Genomic DNA, 16,835 nt, shown 5'->3' with positions numbered 1-16,835 from the left:
GATGATGTGGACGATCTGCTGTCTAGCTTGGGATTCTAATGGAGTGACGCATGGCCTTCGAAGTTGATGAAGACATACTGCAAGACTTTCTGGTCGAAGCATCCGAAATATTGGAACAGTTGTCTGAGCAACTGGTCGACTTGGAAAAGCGGCCTGATGACAAGAATCTGTTAAATGCCATCTTTCGCGGTTTCCATACCGTAAAAGGTGGTGCCGGTTTCCTGTCTTTGGGGGAGTTGGTTGACGTATGCCACGGCGCTGAAAACGTATTTGATATCTTGCGTAATGGCAAGCGAACCGTGACTGCCGAACTGATGGACGTGATCCTGCAAGCGCTGGACGCCATAAACGTCATGTTCGCCCAAGTACAAAACCGTGAAGCGCCAAGTCCTGCGTCTGATGATCTGCTCCATGACCTCCACGAGTTGTGCAAGCCTGAAGGAGAAGAGCAACTCCGAACCGCGACAAGTGGCGCTATTGCCATTGAGCAGGAGGCTGTCACTCCTGTTGTTGAGGTTGTCTCCGACCCCGAGGTTGTTGAACCGATAAACCAGGCCAGCGATCCTGCTCCTGTTAACGGGGGCGGATCCATAGACGAGATTTCAGCTGATGAATTCGAGCGTCTGCTGGATGAGCTGCATGGCGTGGGGGGCACACCAACCAAGAGTGCGGCAGGAGCGACTGTTGCTGGCGAATCTGGCGATATAACCGATGATGAGTTTGAGGCCTTGCTGGATCAACTCCATGGTCAGGGACAGCACATGGGGGCGCCAGAGGTGAATCCTCTGAAGTCGGTGCAAAAAGAGGTGGACGAGCTTATCGATGATGATGAGTTTGAACGCCTGCTTGATGAATTGCATGGTCGTGGCCAAGGTCCTCAGAGTAGTATGGCACCTGCCGCACCTGCCGCACCTGCCGCACCTGCCGCACCTGCCGCACCTGCCGCACCTGCCGCACCTGCCGCACCTGCCGCACCTGCCGCGGTGACTGCGCCCAAACCGACAACACCTGTAGCCAAACCTGCACAGGCTGACCCCGCAAAACCTGCCGAAGCAGCCAAGGCATCAGCGCCTGCCGCCAAGGCTACGCCAGCTCCTGCCGAAAACAGTGCAGTGCAAAGCGATACGACGGTGCGGGTGGATACCAAGACCCTTGATGTCATTATGAACATGGTAGGTGAGTTGGTACTGGTTCGTAACCGGCTGGTGAGTCTGGGTATTGCCAGTAATGATGAAGAGATGTCAAAGGCGGTTGCCAATCTGGATGTGGTAACGGCTGACCTGCAAGGTGCGGTGATGAAAACCCGCATGCAGCCAATCAAGAAGGTATTTGGTCGTTTCCCGCGCGTGGTACGTGATCTGGCCAGAACCCTCAAAAAAGAGATTGAGCTGGTGATGGTTGGGGAAGAGACCGACCTCGACAAAAACCTGGTGGAGGCGCTCGCCGATCCTCTTGTTCACCTTGTTCGCAACTCCTGCGATCACGGGGTCGAAATGCCGGATGTGCGAGAGAAAGCGGGCAAGCCGCGGCAAGGGACGATCACCCTTAGCGCCTCCCAGCAAGGCGATCATATCCTGCTTTGCATTGAGGATGATGGCGCCGGGATGGACCCGGAAAAACTCAAGTCTATTGCGATCAGCCGCGGTGTGCTGGATGCAGATACTGCCGCGCGCATGAGTGATAACGATGCCTATAACCTGATCTTTGCCCCCGGATTTTCGACCAAGTCCGAGATCTCCGATATCTCTGGCCGTGGTGTCGGAATGGATGTGGTCAAAACCAGTATTGTCAGCCTCAATGGGTCAGTGCACATCGATTCTACCTGGGGTAAAGGCACCCGTCTCGAAATCAAGGTTCCGTTGACGCTAGCCATTCTGCCGACCCTGATGGTTGAAGTGGGTGAGCAGACCTTCGCGCTTCCCCTTGGTTGTGTGAACGAGATTTTCCATCTGGATCTGAAGAAGGCCAATATGGTCGATGGTCAGCTCACCATCATTGTGCGTGATAAGGCGATTCCCCTCTTTTATCTACACAAGTGGTTGATCCGTGGTACCAACAAGCGCTCACGTCAGGATACCGGGCATGTGGTGATCGTGCAGATTGGCACTCAGCAAATCGGGTTTGTGGTCGACAGCCTGATTGGTCAAGAAGAGGTGGTGATCAAGCCGCTCGATAATCTGCTGCAAGGCACCCCTGGCATGGCCGGGGCGACCATTACCAGTGATGGTGGAATTGCCCTTATTCTGGATGTGCCGAGTCTGCTCAAAGCATATGCGCGTAGACATTAATCGCTCAGGCCCAAGGAGTTAGAAAAACAACAATGGCAGTCAAGGTATTAGTTGTCGACGATTCGAGCTTCTTTCGCCGTCGGGTGAGCGAGATCATCAATCAGGATCCCATGCTGACGGTGATTGATACGGCCCAGAATGGACGTGAGGCGGTGGACAAGGCCATGTCGCTGCGCCCTGATGTGATCACCATGGACATCGAGATGCCCGTGATGGATGGTATCAGTGCAGTGAGGGAGATAATGGCCAAGTGCCCAACTCCCATTCTGATGTTCTCCTCACTGACTCATGAAGGCGCCAAGGCAACGCTGGATGCTCTGGACGCCGGTGCTCTTGACTTCTTGCCCAAAAAATTTGAAGACATTGCCAGAGACAAGGACGAGGCGGTCAGACTGTTGCAACAACGGGTGAAGGAGATTTCCCGCAAGCGCTTCCTGATGACATCCGCTGCTCGCCCCAAAGCATCTGAACCGATTCGTCCGCTAGGTAGCACAGCCGCCAGAGCTCCTGAGCGTCAGTCTGAGCTGCAACGCACTGTACCAAGTGCCTCATTCAAGCGAAGTGGCAAGAGTTATCAGTTGGTGGCGATCGGGACTTCTACCGGCGGCCCGGTAGCCTTGCAAAATGTGCTGACCAAGTTGCCGGGGGATTTTCCTCACCCAATCTTGCTTATCCAGCATATGCCAGCCACCTTCACCGCAGCTTTTGCTGCCCGTCTGAACGGATTATGCCAGATAGGTGTCAAGGAGGCCGAGGATGGAGACGTCCTCAAACCGGGCCATGCCTACCTGGCTCCCGGTGGCAAGCAGATGCTGTTGGAGGGTCGTGGTGCAGGCGCCCGTATTCGCATCGTTGATGGCAACGACAAGGTAAATTACAAGCCTTGCGTGGACATTACCTTTGCCTCTGCGGCCAAGACCTATGCCGACAAGGTATTGGCGATTGTGCTAACCGGTATGGGGGCTGATGGCCGTGATGGTGCCAGACTGCTGAAAGAGCAGGGCTCTACAATCTGGGCTCAGGATGAGGCTTCCTGCGTGGTATATGGCATGCCTCAAGCGGTTGCAAAGGCAGGTATTGCCAGTGAATCACTTCCTCTGGACAAGGTGGCCCAGCGTATTCTGGTTGAGTTGGGGCGCTAATCATGGGCTTGCTCGGTCTGCTCCTCGCACTGGGGGCTATTGCTATTGCCCAGCTGTGGCATGGTGGCTCCCTGTTGACGTTGTTGGACGGGCCTGCTTTTCTCATTGTTCTTGGCGGTACAGTTGGTGCCGTTACATTGCAGACCCCTGCCAAGTTTGTTTTGCTGGCATTGCGCCAGTGTCTATGGATTTTCAATCCGCCACGGCAGGATCTCTCTGCCCAGGCTGAACGGCTACAATCCTGGGCTGCCTTTGCACGCCAGCAGGGGCTGCTGGCCCTCGAAAATCAGGCTGAGCAGGAGGAGGACCATTTTACCCGCCAAGGGTTGAACATGATTGTCGATGGTGTCTCCACGGAGGATATTCGCATGTTGCTCGAAGCCGATATCGATATCGAGCAGGAGCGTAATGAACATGCGGCCCGGGTGTTCGAAGCCATGGGGGGATATAGTCCGACTATCGGGATTATCGGCGCTGTCTTGGGCCTTATCCAGGCCATGTTTCATCTTGAAGAGCCATCTGCTCTGGGGGCTGGCATCGCAGTGGCATTTGTGGCAACCATCTATGGTGTCGGGTTTGCCAACCTGATCTATCTACCGATAGCCAACCGGTTGCGAGCGTTTCACTATCACTATGCACTGTTTCAGGAGATGACCCTGGAAGGGCTGTTAGCCATTGCCCATGGTGAGAATGGTTTACAGGTTGAACGTCGGCTCAGGGCCTATTTGAAAGGAGAGTAGCCATGCGCAAGCGCTATCGTTTGCACTTGCAGGGGCGTGAACACCTTGACCGCTGGCTGGTCTCCTATGCCGATTACATGACGCTGATATTTGCTCTGTTTGTGGTGCTCTACTCTGTTGCGCTGGTGAACAAGGACAAATATCGTGCGGTGATAGATGGCATGAGTCAGGCGTTCAGTGTCATGCAGTCTCGCAGTGATGGTCTGCTGGAGGGGCAGGGCAATTCACTGTTGGAGAATGCTGTTTCTGCCTCCCCCTCGTTGCTGGAAAGCGCAACGTCCCCCTCTCCTTCACTTGCCCCCATTTCTGGTGTCCCTGTGCTGCAAGATGGCACGACACTTGCCAAACTTGATATGCAGTTGCAAGAGAGCATGGGGTCACTGGTGGATGCCGGGATAGTCAAAATGACGCAAGACGAGAACTGGCTGACTGTGGAACTCAGTTCAGGTCTGCTGTTTGGCAGTGGTAGCGCCTTTATGGGACCGAATGCTGCACCGGTAATCAATACTCTTTCAAGTATTCTCAAACCGGTCGATAACTATGTAAGGGTTCGGGGATATACAGATAACCAACAGATAAATAATGAAATTTATCGTTCTAATTGGGCGCTTTCTGCTGCGAGGGCCGAAGCGGTGCTCAATGGCTTGATTGCTGATGGCATCGCACCCCAGCGTCTGGCATTTGAGGCATATGGCGAGTTTTCCCCTTTTGCCGATAACAGCACCGAGCAAGGCCGGCTGCAAAATCGCAAGGTTGTGGTCGCAATCTCCAAATTCGCCTGGGTGCCGCCAGCTCCTGTGTCGGTAAAGCCCCCGGTGGTTGCCGAGCCGGTTCCTGCGGTGCAGCAGGCGGTGGATGCTGGAGAGATAAAGGTTATCTCTTTGCCCGGTGGCGGCATACGTATAACAACAAGGCAGGATTGATACAGTGATTGTTTGGACGGTTGCCAACCAGAAAGGTGGTGTGGGTAAAACCACCACAGTGGTCTCGCTTGCCGGGATCCTGGCCCAGCGTGGTCAGCGAGTGCTGTTGATTGACACCGACCCTCACGCCTCGCTGACTGCATATCTTGATTTTGATTCAGATCGTCTGGATGGAACCCTCTATGAGTTGTTTCAAGCTGTCAAACCGACAGCCGAGCTTGTCAATAAACTGACGCTTAAGACCAAGTTCGAGAATATCAATTTACTACCCGCATCTATTACCCTGGCGACTCTTGATCGGGTAATGGGAAATCGTGAGGGAATGGGGCTGGTGCTGAAGCGGGCGCTGCTGCGCATTCAGGATCAATATGATTATGTGCTGATCGACTGCCCGCCTGTGCTTGGGGTGATGATGGTCAATGCGCTGGCTGCCTGCGATCGTATTCTTGTGCCGGTTCAGACCGAGTTTCTCGCTCTCAAAGGGTTGGAGCGGATGATGAAGACATTCGAGATCATGCAGCGTTCCAAGCGTGACAAGTTCCGTTATACCGTGATCCCGACTATGTTCGACAAGCGTACCCGGGCCTCACTGATGACCTTGAAATCGATCAAGGATCAATATGGTGAATCGGTGTGGAATGCGGTGATCCCTATTGATACCAAGTTTCGGGATGCCAGCTTGTTGCACATCCCTCCATCCATTTATTCCCCCGGGAGTCGTGGTACCTATGCCTATGAGACGCTGCTCAACCATCTTGATGCCCTTGAACGGCAACGGGTTCATGAGGTGACGGCATGAGAGATACCATTCAAGTACGGGCAATGGATGACTATTTCCACTCCCTGCTGCTCGATGAGCCGCTGGTCATGGATGAGGTGGAAGACGTTCAATCCGCCCCTGTTTTACAGTTGCAACGTCAGCCCCAGAGTGTCCCCGAGGTGGTCGCTGCACCTTATTTGGAAAGCGATCCACGGCTTGCCCAGCTCGGTGAGCTATTGGCTCAGGTGGGACAAGTTCAGTTTGAAAATGATGCCTTCACTCAGGAGGTGACACTGACGGCCCCATTGGAGATTGTGGCCGAGGAGTCATTGTTGCCGGTTGAGCCTGAATGGCCTGAGGAGGTGCTGCTGCCCGAAGTTGCAGAGCCCCACACCACCATCTTGACTGAAACTGCGTTGGAGGTTGCTCCGGTAGAAGCAACTGAACCTGTCACTTGGGAGAATATCGATACCGGTAAAGAGTTTCAGGCCCTCTTTTTTGAAGTCGCGGGCGTGACGTTTGCGGTGCCGTTGACCGAGCTTGGTGGTATTCACCAGCTGGGCGAGATCACCTCCCTGTTTGGCCAGCCGGGCTGGTACAAGGGGATCATGACCTCCCGCGAGCAGAAGATGAATGTGGTCGATACCGCCCAGTGGGTCATGCCGGGTCAGCATCTCGAGATGGATGATTACAAGTATCTGATTATGCTGGGTGAATCCCCTTGGGGGCTGGCTTGTCATCATCTCAAAGGGACTGAATTGTTACACCGTGACCAGGTTAAATGGCGCCATCAGGAGGGCAAGCGCCCTTGGTTGGCGGGCATGGTCAAAGAAAAAATGTGTGCCCTGTTACACGTTCGTGAACTGCTCTTGTTGCTGGAGCGTGGGGTTAACATAGAAGGTCGCTGATAACTTCTGCAATCGAGCTGTTTTATTGCTAGTTTTAGCAGTAGACGTTTTCATAAAAGGAATAAAAACATGACAGAAAAGCGCAATATCGCACAGAATCTGGCCGAAGATGAAGTGCTGCAATGGGTAACCTTCCAGCTGGAAAACGAAACCTACGGCATCAATGTGATGCAGGTTCAGGAGGTGTTGCGCTACACCGAAATTGCACCGGTGCCGGGGGCGCCTGAGTACGTACTGGGGATCATCAACCTGCGTGGCAATGTGGTGACTGTCATCGATACCCGTTCCCGTTTCGGTCTGCCTTCCGGTGATGTGAGCGAAAATTCCCGTATTGTTATCATCGAGGCCGAGAAGCAGGTGATTGGCATCATGGTCGACAGCGTGGCAGAAGTGGTATATCTGAAATCTTCCGAAATCGATGCTGCTCCAGCTGTAGGTACCGAAGAGAGCGCCAAGTTTATTCAGGGGGTGAGCAACCGCGATGGGCAACTGCTGATCCTGGTTGACTTGAACAAGCTGCTCTCCGATGAAGAGTGGGAAGATATCGGTTCCCTCTGATAAGTAAGGTGATGTTTTGATAATCGAGATGGTTGCCTTGGGGATGTCCCTGATTGCCTTGGCGTTTGCCTCTTATATCTGGTTCAAGAGCAAGCGTAGCAAGCAGGAGTCCGAGGCTAGTGTGGCAACGCTGCAAGGTCAGTTGGAAAGCTTGCGCAAGCAGATGATGGAGCTTCATACCGGCGCCATCGGCATGGGACAGCGGTTACAGTCGGTAGAAGGGGCGATGCAGCAGGTCAATGAACGCCAGCAAGAATTGACCATGCAGGATCCCGAGCGACGGCTTTACAGTCGAGCGGCCAAGATGGTCGAACTGGGCGCCGACCTTGATGAGGTCATGAGTGAGTGTGAGTTGCCAAAGGCAGAAGCCGAGCTCTTGATATCGTTGCGAAAAGGCCGCTCTTGATGATTCAGGAAGGCAACTTGCCTTCCTGAATTTTTTCTGTTGCATGTATGGCGCTCTTTCATGGAGCGCCATGTACAGTGATCGAGAAGAATAGTTATTTGCTAATACTGGTTTGTTATGAGGTTTCCAGTTTGATCTATTTGGATGCCTTTGATTGTCATCATTTTCCACGCCTATTTTTCCTTGTGCGCGATCTTCTCCACAAAAACAGTGGATGAAGGGCATCTTGGAAAAGACGTATTCCAATACTGTGTTAAGATGCAAGCCGCTTCATTTTCTCTGAAAAAATCTCCATGCTGCTTCAAGTTAACAATCTGAGCTGCGTGCGTGAAGATCGCACTCTGTTTGAACATCTCTCCTTTGCGGTAGTTCCCGGTGATCTGGTGCAAATTGAAGGTCCCAACGGGGTTGGCAAGACCAGCCTGCTGCGTCTGCTGACTGGCCTGTCTCAGCCGTTTTCCGGTGAAGTGTGCTGGAATGGTGAAAATATTCGCCATTGCCGTGATGAGTACCATGCCAATCTGCTCTATCTCGGTCATCAGCCCGGGGTCAAAGCTGCCTTGACTCCGCTCGAAAATCTCGCCTTTTACCAGAAGCTGCATCATGTATCCCGGCAGACAGTGGATTTGTGGCAGGTGCTTGCCCAGGTTGGGTTGGCCGGTTTTGAAGAGAACCCGACCGGACAGCTCTCGGCAGGTCAACAGCGTCGGGTGGCTCTGGCCAGGCTCTGGCTCAGTGACAAACCGGCTCTCTGGATCCTGGATGAGCCTTTTACCGCCATTGATAAGCAGGGGGTCAAGGTGCTGGAGAGGTTGTTTCTGGCTCATGCCGAGCGGGGGGGGATGGTGATCCTCACCACTCATCAGGATATGACGCTGATGCAGGGTCGACTGAAAACACTCTCGCTTACGCCCTTGCTGCAGGAGTAGTTTCGATGTTGCGTGCCGTCATGTATTTGATCCACCGCGAGTTATTGATGGCCCTGCGCCAGCGTGCAGATATTCTTAACCCGCTCTGGTTTTTCCTTATTGTCATCACCCTGTTCCCACTCGGTATCGGCCCTGAGCCCAAGTTGTTGGCTCGCATTGCTCCCGGCATCATCTGGGTGGCAGCCTTGCTGGCGGCCATGCTGTCGCTGGAGCGACTGTTTCGCGACGACTTTGGCGACGGTTCGTTGGAGCAGATCATGTTGATGCCCCATTCACTCGGGTTGCTGGCGCTGGCCAAAGTGATTGCTCACTGGTTACTGACTGGATTGCCGCTGCTGCTGATTTCGCCCTTGCTGGCAATTTTGCTATCGCTGGATATGAACAGTTATCTGGCGGTAGTCGCCACTCTGGCTCTCGGCACACCGGTGCTGAGCCTGCTCGGTGCAGTCGGGGTTGCCCTGACGGTCGGGTTGCGCAAGGGCGGAGTGCTGCTCAGTCTGCTTATCCTGCCGCTCTATATTCCGGTACTGATTTTTGCCACCTCTGCAATTGATGCGGCGGGGATGGGCTTGCCCTATGGCGGACAGCTTGCCATTCTGGCCGCCATGCTGGTTGGTGCCCTGACGCTGACGCCGTTGGCCGTTTCGGCCGCATTGAGGGTCAGTCTTAACTGATGATCTATTGGTAGAACGCAACATGGTTTCGCATGGGGCATTCTTTTCCAGAAATAAAGTTGCGATGGATCAAGCGGATTGCCGCTTATTGCTTTCGAGGTATTTGATGTTATCCCGAGGTCAGTATGTTAGGCCTCGCCAAACAATTAATAACAAAAAGGTTTGTGAGTTATGTGGAAATGGTTGCACCCTTACGCTAAACCCGAACGGGCCTATCGGCTGGCTGGGACCCTGTTGCCCTGGTTTGCTGTGATAAGTCTGCTATCGTTCATCATCGGCACTGTCTGGGGACTGGCTTTTGCACCCGCCGATTATCAGCAGGGTGACTCCTTCCGGATCATCTATATCCATGTTCCTTCCGCCATTCTTTCGATGGGGGCCTACTCCACCATGGCAGTTGCCGCCTTTATCGGGCTGGTATGGCAACTGCGGATGGCGGACATGACGGTGGCGGCTATCGCACCTGTCGGCGCTGTGTTCACTTTTATTGCACTGTTTACCGGTGCCGCCTGGGGCAAGCCCATGTGGGGAACCTGGTGGGTGTGGGATGCACGGCTCACCTCTGAGCTGATCCTGCTGTTTCTCTATCTCGGCGTGATTGCCCTCTACAACGCCTTCAGTGACAAGGTGGTTGCTGGCCGTGCTGCCGGCATTCTGGCACTGGTGGGGGTGATCAACCTCCCCATCATTCACTACTCGGTGGAGTGGTGGAACACCTTGCACCAGGGGGCCACTATCACCAAGTTTGACAAACCCTCCATCTCTCCCGAGATGCTTTGGCCACTGCTCATCATGATCTTGGCGTTTGTTGCCTTTCTCGGGGCCCTTACCCTGATGCGTTTTCGAAACGAGCTCTTGATGCGGGAGTGGCATCGTCCCTGGGTTCAAGAGATTGCCGAACAGGAGAAGTAAGCATGCACTTTGCCTCATTCAGTGACTTTTTGGCGATGGGCGGTTACGCCTTCTACGTCTGGCTCTCCTTCGGTCTGACCCTGCTCTGTCTGGTCGGTATCATCATTTCTACCCGCATGAAAACCCGTCGTCTGTTTAATGAGTTACGCAGCAAGCAGGCACGCGAGAGCCGTCGCAAGGCGGCCCGGCAGATGGAGAACACCCTATGAACCCGAGACGCAAAAAACGCCTCACCATCATTCTGGCCATCACCCTGGGCCTCGCCACCGTGAGCGGCCTGGTGCTTTACGCCCTCAGTCAGAATATCGACCTCTTCTATACCCCGAGCGAGCTGGTGGAAGGGAAGGGGCCGGACAAGATCAAACCGGAAGAGGGGCAGCGCCTGCGCATTGGTGGTCTGGTGGTCCCCGGCACTGTCAAGCGCGATCCGAACAGCCTCAAGGTTAGCTTCAACCTGATCGACAATGGTGGTCATCAGGTGATGGTGCAATTTGATGGCATCCTGCCGGATCTGTTCCGCGAGGGGCAGGGGATTGTGGCGCAAGGAACTCTCAAGGATGCCACCACGGTCGAAGCGTTCGAGGTACTGGCCAAACACGATGAAAACTACATGCCGCCAGAAGTGGCCGATGCCACCAGTGGCATGCACTTCAAACCTGAATACACCGATGCGCAGTTGAAGGGGAATAAGCCATGATCCCGGAATTAGGACAGTTTGCGCTGATCCTGGCCTTTGCCACCTCCCTGTTGCTGGGTAGCTATCCGCTGCTTGGCGCAAGTCGGGGGCGTCTTGGCATGATGTCGGCGGCTCGTCCGCTCGCCTATGCCCAGTTTTTGTTGCTGCTGCTGTCGTTTCTCTGCCTGACCTGGGCCTTTATCGATAACGACTTTACCGTGCTGTATGTGGCCACTAACTCCAACAGCCTGCTGCCGCTCGCCTATCGTATCTCGGCGGTGTGGGGGGCCCACGAAGGTTCCCTGCTGCTGTGGGTACTGACCCTAGGTGGCTGGACTGCGGCGGTAGCCATGTTCAGCCGCCGTCTGCCGCTCGATGCGGTGGCGCGGGTGCTCGGCGTGTTGGGGCTGATCTCGGTCGGTTTCACCGCGTTCGTGCTGTTCACCTCTGATCCCTTCACCCGCACCTTGCCCTATTTTCCGGTCGATGGCCGTGACCTCAATCCGCTGCTGCAGGATCCGGGTCTGATCTTCCATCCGCCGATGCTCTACATGGGTTATGTAGGATTCTCGGTGGCATTTGCCTTCGCCATAGCCTCATTGATGACCGGTCGTCTTGATGCAACCTGGGCCCGCTGGTCGCGCCCCTGGACCATGGCGGCCTGGGTATTCCTGACCCTCGGCATAGTGCTGGGCTCCTGGTGGGCCTACTACGAGCTCGGTTGGGGCGGCTGGTGGTTCTGGGATCCGGTAGAAAATGCCTCCTTCATGCCCTGGTTGGCGGGTACCGCTCTGCTGCATTCGCTGGCGGTGAGCGAGAAGCGCGCCACCTTCAAGGCGTGGACCGTGCTGCTGGCCCTTTCGGCCTTCTCGCTGAGCCTGCTCGGTACCTTCCTAGTGCGCTCCGGCGTGCTGGTGTCGGTGCATGCGTTTGCCTCCGACCCGACCCGCGGCCTGTTTATTCTCGGCTTCCTGCTGGCGGTGATCGGTTCATCCTTGCTGCTGTTTGCCTTTAAAGGTTCGCAGGTGAAAAGCCACGGCAAGCATGAGCTGTGGAGTCGCGAAACCCTGCTGCTTTGCAACAACATCATGCTGGTGGCTGGCCTGCTGACTGTGCTGCTCGGCACCTTGCTGCCGCTGGTGCACAAGGAGCTGGGGCTGGGGAGCATCTCTATCGGTACTCCCTTCTTCAACCATATCTACAGTTGGCTGATCATTCCGTTTGCCCTGCTGCTGGGGGTTGGTCCGCTGTTTCGCTGGCGCCGCCAGGAGCTTGGCGAGCTCAAGGGCAAGGTGATTCTTGCGCTGGTGCTGAGCCTGGCAGCAGCCCTGCTGTTGCCGCTGATCTTTGCCGAAACCTTCAAGCCGTGGGCTGCGGTGGGGATTGGTCTTGGGGCCTGGGTCATCGTTACCAGCCTGCAGGAGACCTGGGTGCGCGCGACCCACAAGCACAGCTTTGCGGTCGGTGTGCGCAAGCTTGGCAACAGTCACTGGGCTATGATCCTTGGCCATGTGGGGCTGGCAGTCAGCATCATAGGTATCGCCTGCACCCAGAACTACAGCATCGAGAAGGATCTGCGGATGCAGGCGGGTGATCGGGTGCACTTTGCCGATTACGAGTTCGTTTTTGCCGGGATCAAAGAGAAGAACGGCCCCAACTACGATGGCTTCAAGGGCGTGCTGGAAGTGCACCAAAATGGCAAGCAGGTCGCCCTGCTCAAGCCCGAGAAGCGGATGTACACAGTGACCCGGATGCCGATGACCGAAGCGGCCATCGATGCCGGTTTCACGCGAGATCTTTATGCGGCCCTTGGCGAGCAGCTAGACAACAATGCCTGGGCAGTGAGGATCTACTACAAGCCTTTCGTGCGCTGGATCTGGTTCGGCGGCGTCTTTATGGCTATCGGTGGCGTGCTGGCGATGCTCGACAAGCGTTACCGTTTCGGCCGTCGTGAGGAGGAAGCCAAGGCATGAACAAAAAGGTCTGGTTGTTTTTAATTCCCTTTATCGTCTTTTTGCTGGGGGCTGTGTTCCTGTTCAAGGGGCTCTACTCCGATCCCACCAAGCTCGAATCTGTGATGGTGGGCAAGGAGGTACCGGTGTTTACCCTGCAGGACATTTACGATCTGAACAAACAGCACGATCGCACCATCCTGACCGGCCGGCCCATGTTGCTCAACGTCTGGGCTACCTGGTGTCCCACCTGCTATGGCGAGCACACCTACCTCAAACAGCTGGCGGGGCAGGGCATTCCCATCATCGGCATGAACTACAAGGATGAGCGCGACAAGGCGATCAAATGGCTGGCGGAGCTGGGCAACCCCTATCAGGTCAACCTCTATGATCCGGACGGCATGCTGGGGCTGGATCTCGGGGTATATGGCGCGCCGGAGACCTTCTTTATCGACAGCAAGGGGATCATCCGTTATCGCCACGTGGGGGACATCAACCCCGAGAACTGGGCGTCGACCCTCAAACCCATCTTTGATGCCATGAAGTGAGGGGAGTCCTGATGAGAGTATTTATTGCTTCCCTGCTGCTGTTGCTGGGATGGGTGGCACAAACGCCGGTCATGGCTGCTATCGATGTCTACACCTTCGACAACGACAATCAGGAGCAGGTCTTTCGCGAACTGACCAAAGAGCTGCGCTGCCCCAAGTGCCAGAACCAGGATATCGCCGATTCCAATGCGGGGCTGGCCAAGGACTTGCGTGACAAGACCTACCAGATGGTGCGCGAGGGTAAGGATAAAGAGGAGATCGTGGATTACATGGTAGCCCGCTACGGCAACTTTATCCTCTATAACCCGCCCTTGATGGCATCGACCCTGATCCTCTGGCTTGGCCCGCTGTTAGTGATCGTTATCGGCATCGGCGTGGTGGTAATACGTAGCCGACGCTCTGCGGCAACGTCAGAGCCTGTGGAAAGCACCCTGAGCGATGAAGAGCAGCGTCGCCTGGCCGAGCTGCTCAAAGAGGAAGAGAAACAATGACCGCCTTTTGGATTGTGATTGCGGCCCTGCTGGTGCTGGTGAGTCTGGCTCTGGTGTTACCGTTGTGGCGCAGTGAGGGAAACCAGAGCATCAGTCGCTCGGCGCTCAACAAACAGCTCTATCGCCAGCGGCTGCTGGAGATTGGCGAAGAGCGCGAGCAGGGTGTCCTGGCTGAGGAGTCCGACTCGCTGGTCGAGCTGCAACGAAGCCTCTTGGATGATATCCCGGATGTGGAGCAGACTGCCCGCAGTGGCAAGAGTCTGATCTGGATCCCGGGTGTGCTGGTGCTGTTGGTGGTGAGTCTGGGGCTCTACTACAAGTTGGGCTCCTGGCAAGAGGTGAGTCGCTGGCAAGATGCCAGCAGCCGTCTTGGCGAGCTCAGCAACCGCATTCTGGTGGAGCGGGATGCCCAGGTAACCGAGCAGGATCTGCTGGACTTCACGCTGGCACTGCGTACCCGCCTCAAGGATGAACCGAACGACTACCGCGGCTGGTTGCTGCTGGGACGCTTGGCGCTGGATGGCAATGATCCCGAGATGGCCAACGATGCGCTGTCGCGTGCCTACAAGCTTGCTCCCCAGAAATCGCTGGTGGCGGTGCCCTATGCCCAAGCGCTGATGATGACGGGGGAGGAGGTGCAGGCCGATGCACTGCTGCGTGCAGCCATCGCGCAGGAGCCTGATAATATCGAGGCGCGCTCCGTCTATGCCTTTATGGCGCTGCAGAAAGAGGACTTCCAGACCGCGCTGTCTCGCTGGCAGGCGATGTTGCCCTTGATGGAAAAAGGCTCTCCCCGTTATGTGATGGTTGAGCGCTCCATGGAGTATGCCCGCACGCAGCTCAAGCAGCGTGGCATAGAGGTGACGAATTCAGGCGCAGCCAAAACGGGAACAGAGCAGGTAAAGCAGTCTGACGTTAATGAGGGAGAGTTCCCCATCCACATCACGCTGGCTGCGGGCATCCAGATGCCGGAAGATGCTCACCTCTTCGTCTTTGCCGTGGTGCCCAACGGACCACCCATGCCCATCGCGGTGAAACGTATCGCTGGGCCAACCCTGCCTGTCACCCTTTCACTGGGGGATGGTGACGCCATGATGGAGGGCAGCAAGCTGGAAGCGTATCCAGAACTGCAGTTCAAGGCACGTCTCTCCCGCGGTGGCAATGTGATGAACAAGGAAGGAGCCTTCGAAGGGGTATCCGTGCCGGTCAAGACGGCCGAGACCCCTACTGCTCCGATTGACATCCGTATCGATCACGCCCTCTAATATGTCCTTTGAATAACCCGGCTCCTTGATAGGGGCCGGGTTATCTATACTTCTGATAAATCAAAATAAAACGTCAGGACAATCATATGTATCTTCGTTCAGGGGCCATACTGGCAGCCCTCTTGCTGGCTGGTTGTGCCGGTGGCCCGCCCAAGCCTGGCCCAGAGAGTCTGGATCTCAATCCCGGTATGAATCGTCCGGGCGCCACCAGTACGGCGGCCGACCCGCGTGATCCCTTCCAGGGAGCAAACCGTGCCATGTGGGCGGTCAATTATGATGTGCTGGAGCCCTATGTAGCACGTCCTGTGGTACATGCTTACGCTCGCTATATTCCGGTGGGGGTGAAGGATGGCATTGCCAACTTTGTTGCCAACTTTGATGAACCGAGCAGCATGGTGAACCACCTGATCACCGGTGATTTGAAGGGGGCGGGGACCAACCTGGGGCGCTTTACCCTCAACACCACCGTTGGTCTGCTGGGTATCTTCGATGTGGCCAAACATGCCGGTCTCGAGCGCAACAAGCTGGAGATGGACACAGTGCTGGGCAGGGCCGATATCGGTAATGGTGCCTACATCATGGTGCCTGTCTACGGCCCGACCACCACTCGGGAGCTGGTTGGTGACACCATTGACACCATCTACTTCCCCTATGCCTTGCTGACTATCCCGTTAAGGGTTACTCATTGGGTTCTGGATGGCTTGGGCAATCGCGCCAAGCTGATCGATCAGGAGCGGATCATCGACAACTCCCTCGACCCCTATGCGCTAACCAAGGACTTCTACCTGCAATATAACCAGGGCAAGGTGACGGGCAAGCAGACCGAGCTGAAAGCGTCTCAGCAAGAGCAGGCCGACGATGCCAATCTGGATGAATACATGGACGAGCTGGACCAGTAAACTGGCTATCTCGATATGTAAAAGGCGCCTGCGGGCGCCTCTTTCATTTACGCAGCCATCTAGATATAAAAAAACGCCCCGCAGTGCGGGGCGTTTTGGCAAGCGAGGCTGATTAGGCAGCCAAGTTCTTGGCCACGAATTCCCAGTTAACCAGAGCCCAGAAGGTTTCCATGTACTTCGGACGCAGGTTGCGGAAGTCGATGTAGTAGGCGTGCTCCCACAGGTCAACGGTCAGCAGCGGGGTGGTACCGGCTTCAGTCAGCGGGCAGCCAGCGTTGGAGGTGTTGACGATAGCCAGAGAGCCGTCAGCTTTTTTCACCAGCCAAGTCCAGCTGGAACCGAAGTTGCCGATGGCTGATTTGGTGAAGGCATCTTTGAACTCGGCGAAGGAGCCGAATGCCTTGTTGATAGCATCAGCCAGGGCGCCAGTCGGCTCGCCACCGCCATTCGGGGAGAGGCAGTGCCAGTAGAAGGTGTGGTTCCAGATCTGGGCGGCGTTGTTGAAGATGCCGCCGTTGGAGGTCTTGATGATCTCTTCCAGAGACTTGCCTTCAAACTCGGTACCCGGCACCAGATTGTTCAGGTTGACCACGTAGGTGTTGTGGTGCTTGCCGTGGTGATATTCCAGAGTTTCCTGGGAGATGTGCGGTTCCAGAGCGTTGATTGCATAGGGCAGAGCGGGAAGTTCGAATGCCATTTTCTACTCTCCATTGGCTGGACCGTGCGAAGGCGACGGTTGCAAGACATTGCGTACTCTTTTCTAT

Annotated in this window: 19 protein-coding genes; 18 read left to right on the top strand and 1 reads right to left on the bottom strand. The window is 55.5% G+C overall.

Annotation, left to right across the window (positions count from 1 at the left end):
• Positions 1–50: 50 nt before the first annotated feature.
• The 18 genes from G5358_RS16035 to G5358_RS15950 all read left to right on the top strand — a co-directional run bounded on the left by G5358_RS16035 (position 51) and on the right by G5358_RS15950 (position 16,071).
• Positions 51–2,288, top strand: a complete 2,238-nt coding sequence (locus G5358_RS16035; RefSeq protein WP_421324455.1) for a chemotaxis protein CheA — start codon at positions 51–53, stop codon at positions 2,286–2,288.
• A 32-nt stretch (positions 2,289–2,320) separates the two neighbouring features.
• Positions 2,321–3,430: a protein-glutamate methylesterase/protein-glutamine glutaminase gene (locus tag G5358_RS16030; RefSeq protein ID WP_421324453.1), complete on the top strand. Its 1,110-nt coding sequence runs from the start codon at positions 2,321–2,323 to the stop codon at positions 3,428–3,430.
• Between the two features lie 2 nt (positions 3,431–3,432).
• On the top strand, positions 3,433–4,170 hold the full coding sequence (locus G5358_RS16025; RefSeq protein WP_227341082.1) for a flagellar motor protein: 738 nt from the start codon (positions 3,433–3,435) through the stop codon (positions 4,168–4,170).
• A 2-nt stretch (positions 4,171–4,172) separates the two neighbouring features.
• Positions 4,173–5,093 (top strand): flagellar motor protein MotB, encoded by a 921-nt coding sequence (locus tag G5358_RS16020; protein WP_421172546.1) that lies wholly within the window; start codon positions 4,173–4,175, stop codon positions 5,091–5,093.
• Positions 5,094–5,097: 4 nt separating this feature from the next.
• Positions 5,098–5,892 (top strand): ParA family protein, encoded by a 795-nt coding sequence (locus G5358_RS16015; protein ID WP_266134059.1) that lies wholly within the window; start codon positions 5,098–5,100, stop codon positions 5,890–5,892.
• Complete coding sequence (locus G5358_RS16010; protein ID WP_421311265.1) at positions 5,889–6,761, top strand: chemotaxis protein CheW; 873 nt, start codon at positions 5,889–5,891, stop codon at positions 6,759–6,761. Before G5358_RS16015 ends, G5358_RS16010 begins: the two co-directional genes overlap by 4 nt.
• Before the next feature lie 69 nt (positions 6,762–6,830).
• Positions 6,831–7,319: a chemotaxis protein CheW gene (locus G5358_RS16005; RefSeq protein WP_005343991.1), complete on the top strand. Its 489-nt coding sequence runs from the start codon at positions 6,831–6,833 to the stop codon at positions 7,317–7,319.
• Positions 7,320–7,347: 28 nt separating this feature from the next.
• A complete protein-coding gene (locus G5358_RS16000) occupies positions 7,348–7,725 on the top strand; it encodes a DUF2802 domain-containing protein (protein WP_005334692.1) in 378 nt (125 codons plus the stop codon).
• Positions 7,726–8,018: 293 nt separating this feature from the next.
• A complete protein-coding gene (gene ccmA / locus G5358_RS15995; RefSeq protein WP_216951798.1) occupies positions 8,019–8,654 on the top strand; it encodes a cytochrome c biogenesis heme-transporting ATPase CcmA in 636 nt (211 codons plus the stop codon).
• A 5-nt stretch (positions 8,655–8,659) separates the two neighbouring features.
• Positions 8,660–9,328: a heme exporter protein CcmB gene (ccmB, locus tag G5358_RS15990; RefSeq protein WP_216951797.1), complete on the top strand. Its 669-nt coding sequence runs from the start codon at positions 8,660–8,662 to the stop codon at positions 9,326–9,328.
• A 171-nt stretch (positions 9,329–9,499) separates the two neighbouring features.
• Entirely contained in the window at positions 9,500–10,240 is a 741-nt protein-coding gene (locus tag G5358_RS15985; protein WP_216951796.1) for a heme ABC transporter permease, read from the top strand.
• A 2-nt stretch (positions 10,241–10,242) separates the two neighbouring features.
• Entirely contained in the window at positions 10,243–10,449 is a 207-nt protein-coding gene (gene ccmD, locus G5358_RS15980) for a heme exporter protein CcmD (protein WP_216951795.1), read from the top strand.
• Complete coding sequence (ccmE, locus tag G5358_RS15975) at positions 10,446–10,937, top strand: cytochrome c maturation protein CcmE (protein WP_005344003.1); 492 nt, start codon at positions 10,446–10,448, stop codon at positions 10,935–10,937. The genes ccmD and ccmE overlap by 4 nt, the downstream gene beginning before the upstream one ends.
• On the top strand, positions 10,934–12,889 hold the full coding sequence (locus G5358_RS15970; protein ID WP_421324452.1) for a heme lyase CcmF/NrfE family subunit: 1,956 nt from the start codon (positions 10,934–10,936) through the stop codon (positions 12,887–12,889). Before ccmE ends, G5358_RS15970 begins: the two co-directional genes overlap by 4 nt.
• Complete coding sequence (locus G5358_RS15965) at positions 12,886–13,416, top strand: DsbE family thiol:disulfide interchange protein (RefSeq protein ID WP_421254390.1); 531 nt, start codon at positions 12,886–12,888, stop codon at positions 13,414–13,416. The genes G5358_RS15970 and G5358_RS15965 overlap by 4 nt, the downstream gene beginning before the upstream one ends.
• Before the next feature lie 11 nt (positions 13,417–13,427).
• Complete coding sequence (locus G5358_RS15960; protein WP_216951792.1) at positions 13,428–13,907, top strand: cytochrome c-type biogenesis protein; 480 nt, start codon at positions 13,428–13,430, stop codon at positions 13,905–13,907.
• The gene (gene ccmI, locus G5358_RS15955; RefSeq protein WP_216951791.1) at positions 13,904–15,172 is read left to right on the top strand and encodes a c-type cytochrome biogenesis protein CcmI; all 1,269 of its coding nucleotides are present in this window, start codon (positions 13,904–13,906) and stop codon (positions 15,170–15,172) included. The genes G5358_RS15960 and ccmI overlap by 4 nt, the downstream gene beginning before the upstream one ends.
• An 86-nt stretch (positions 15,173–15,258) precedes the next feature.
• Positions 15,259–16,071, top strand: a complete 813-nt coding sequence (locus G5358_RS15950) for an MlaA family lipoprotein (RefSeq protein ID WP_216951790.1) — start codon at positions 15,259–15,261, stop codon at positions 16,069–16,071.
• 112 nt (positions 16,072–16,183) lie between these two features.
• Here G5358_RS15950 and sodB read toward each other — a convergent pair whose 3' ends face one another.
• On the bottom strand, positions 16,184–16,768 hold the full coding sequence (gene sodB / locus G5358_RS15945; protein WP_005334664.1) for a superoxide dismutase [Fe]: 585 nt from the start codon (positions 16,766–16,768) through the stop codon (positions 16,184–16,186).
• Positions 16,769–16,835 lie beyond the last annotated feature (67 nt).

It is taken from the genome of Aeromonas sp. 604176, assembly GCF_049170755.1.
GTDB lineage: Bacteria > Pseudomonadota > Gammaproteobacteria > Enterobacterales > Aeromonadaceae > Aeromonas > Aeromonas veronii_A.
This window is presented reverse-complemented; position numbering and strand designations above follow the sequence as displayed.

Coding starts and splice junctions, on each gene's coding strand:
- G5358_RS16035 (WP_421324455.1), top strand. CDS start 51: ATGGCCTTCGAAGTTGATGAAGACATACTGCAAGACTTTCTGGTCGAA.
- G5358_RS16030 (WP_421324453.1), top strand. CDS start 2,321: ATGGCAGTCAAGGTATTAGTTGTCGACGATTCGAGCTTCTTTCGCCGT.
- G5358_RS16025 (WP_227341082.1), top strand. CDS start 3,433: ATGGGCTTGCTCGGTCTGCTCCTCGCACTGGGGGCTATTGCTATTGCC.
- G5358_RS16020 (WP_421172546.1), top strand. CDS start 4,173: ATGCGCAAGCGCTATCGTTTGCACTTGCAGGGGCGTGAACACCTTGAC.
- G5358_RS16010 (WP_421311265.1), top strand. CDS start 5,889: ATGAGAGATACCATTCAAGTACGGGCAATGGATGACTATTTCCACTCC.
- G5358_RS16005 (WP_005343991.1), top strand. CDS start 6,831: ATGACAGAAAAGCGCAATATCGCACAGAATCTGGCCGAAGATGAAGTG.
- G5358_RS16000 (WP_005334692.1), top strand. CDS start 7,348: ATGGTTGCCTTGGGGATGTCCCTGATTGCCTTGGCGTTTGCCTCTTAT.
- ccmA (WP_216951798.1), top strand. CDS start 8,019: ATGCTGCTTCAAGTTAACAATCTGAGCTGCGTGCGTGAAGATCGCACT.
- ccmB (WP_216951797.1), top strand. CDS start 8,660: ATGTTGCGTGCCGTCATGTATTTGATCCACCGCGAGTTATTGATGGCC.
- G5358_RS15985 (WP_216951796.1), top strand. CDS start 9,500: ATGTGGAAATGGTTGCACCCTTACGCTAAACCCGAACGGGCCTATCGG.
- ccmD (WP_216951795.1), top strand. CDS start 10,243: ATGCACTTTGCCTCATTCAGTGACTTTTTGGCGATGGGCGGTTACGCC.
- ccmE (WP_005344003.1), top strand. CDS start 10,446: ATGAACCCGAGACGCAAAAAACGCCTCACCATCATTCTGGCCATCACC.
- G5358_RS15970 (WP_421324452.1), top strand. CDS start 10,934: ATGATCCCGGAATTAGGACAGTTTGCGCTGATCCTGGCCTTTGCCACC.
- G5358_RS15965 (WP_421254390.1), top strand. CDS start 12,886: ATGAACAAAAAGGTCTGGTTGTTTTTAATTCCCTTTATCGTCTTTTTG.
- G5358_RS15960 (WP_216951792.1), top strand. CDS start 13,428: ATGAGAGTATTTATTGCTTCCCTGCTGCTGTTGCTGGGATGGGTGGCA.
- ccmI (WP_216951791.1), top strand. CDS start 13,904: ATGACCGCCTTTTGGATTGTGATTGCGGCCCTGCTGGTGCTGGTGAGT.
- G5358_RS15950 (WP_216951790.1), top strand. CDS start 15,259: ATGTATCTTCGTTCAGGGGCCATACTGGCAGCCCTCTTGCTGGCTGGT.
- sodB (WP_005334664.1), bottom strand. CDS start 16,768: ATGGCATTCGAACTTCCCGCTCTGCCCTATGCAATCAACGCTCTGGAA.